Consider the following 916-nt stretch of genomic DNA (forward strand, 5'->3'; position numbering starts at 1 on the left):
CGTAAGCGTCCGCTGAATCCCATACCAATTTTTTAATTCGATTTAGGTTTCCAGCAGTGTGGCAGTAACTCTTCAATCTGGGTCACTTTATGTGTCGGTAGCTTTTTCAGCACATCACTTAAATAGGCATACGGATCCAAGCCATTCAGCTTTGCTGACTGGATTAAAGTCATGATATTTGCCGCTCGCTGTCCACTGCGCAGCGAACCTGCAAACAACCAGTTCTTACGGCCCAATGCCCAGGGACGCATTGAGTTCTCTGCCCAGTTATTGTCAATGGGTAGATTGCCATCATCCAGATAGCGGCTTAAGGCTGGCCAACGCTTCAGACTGTAATTGATCGCCTTGGCGGTTGGAGAACTCGATGGCACCGTCAGATCATGTTGGTTGAGCCATTCATACAGTTGTTGCCTCACCGGTTGGCTGTGCTGTTGTCGGTATTCGCGGCGGTGTTCTGCTGTACTATCGGTCTTTTTCCTGAGTTCTGCTTCTATGGCATACAGTTTCTGAATCAGCACTAATGCCTGTTCAGCGATCTGACTTTTCCCGGTCACATGCAGTTCATGAAATTTACGACGTGCATGTGCCATGCAGCCCACCTCAATGACATCGCCTGATTTAAAGCGTGCTTTATAACCACTGTAATCATCACAGACCAGATGGCCCTGCCAGCCATTCAGGAACTCTTCTGCATGCTGACCTGAACGGCTATCCTGAAAGTCATAGATCACCGCTTGAACTGGATTGTACTGTGTGGTGGCATAGGCCCAGACATAACCTTTCTTCGGTTTTTTCTCATTCTCACCCATCCGCATAATGGTGACCGGCGTTTCATCGGCATGGATCACCCGCTGTTGCAGCACCACCTGTTTTAAGGCATTGGCCAGAGGTTCCAGTTCCACACCGCAGCGACCAA

General features: G+C 49.1%; 1 pseudogene. It reads right to left on the reverse strand.

The features are described 5' to 3' along the window. Positions 1 to 32: 32 nt before the first annotated feature. A pseudogene (locus RFW85_RS17765) lies at positions 33 to 916 on the reverse strand (IS66-like element ISAba46 family transposase); the annotation flags it as partial.

This window comes from Acinetobacter sp. 12966 (genome assembly GCF_031196995.1).
Classification (GTDB): Bacteria; Pseudomonadota; Gammaproteobacteria; order Pseudomonadales; family Moraxellaceae; genus Acinetobacter; species Acinetobacter geminorum.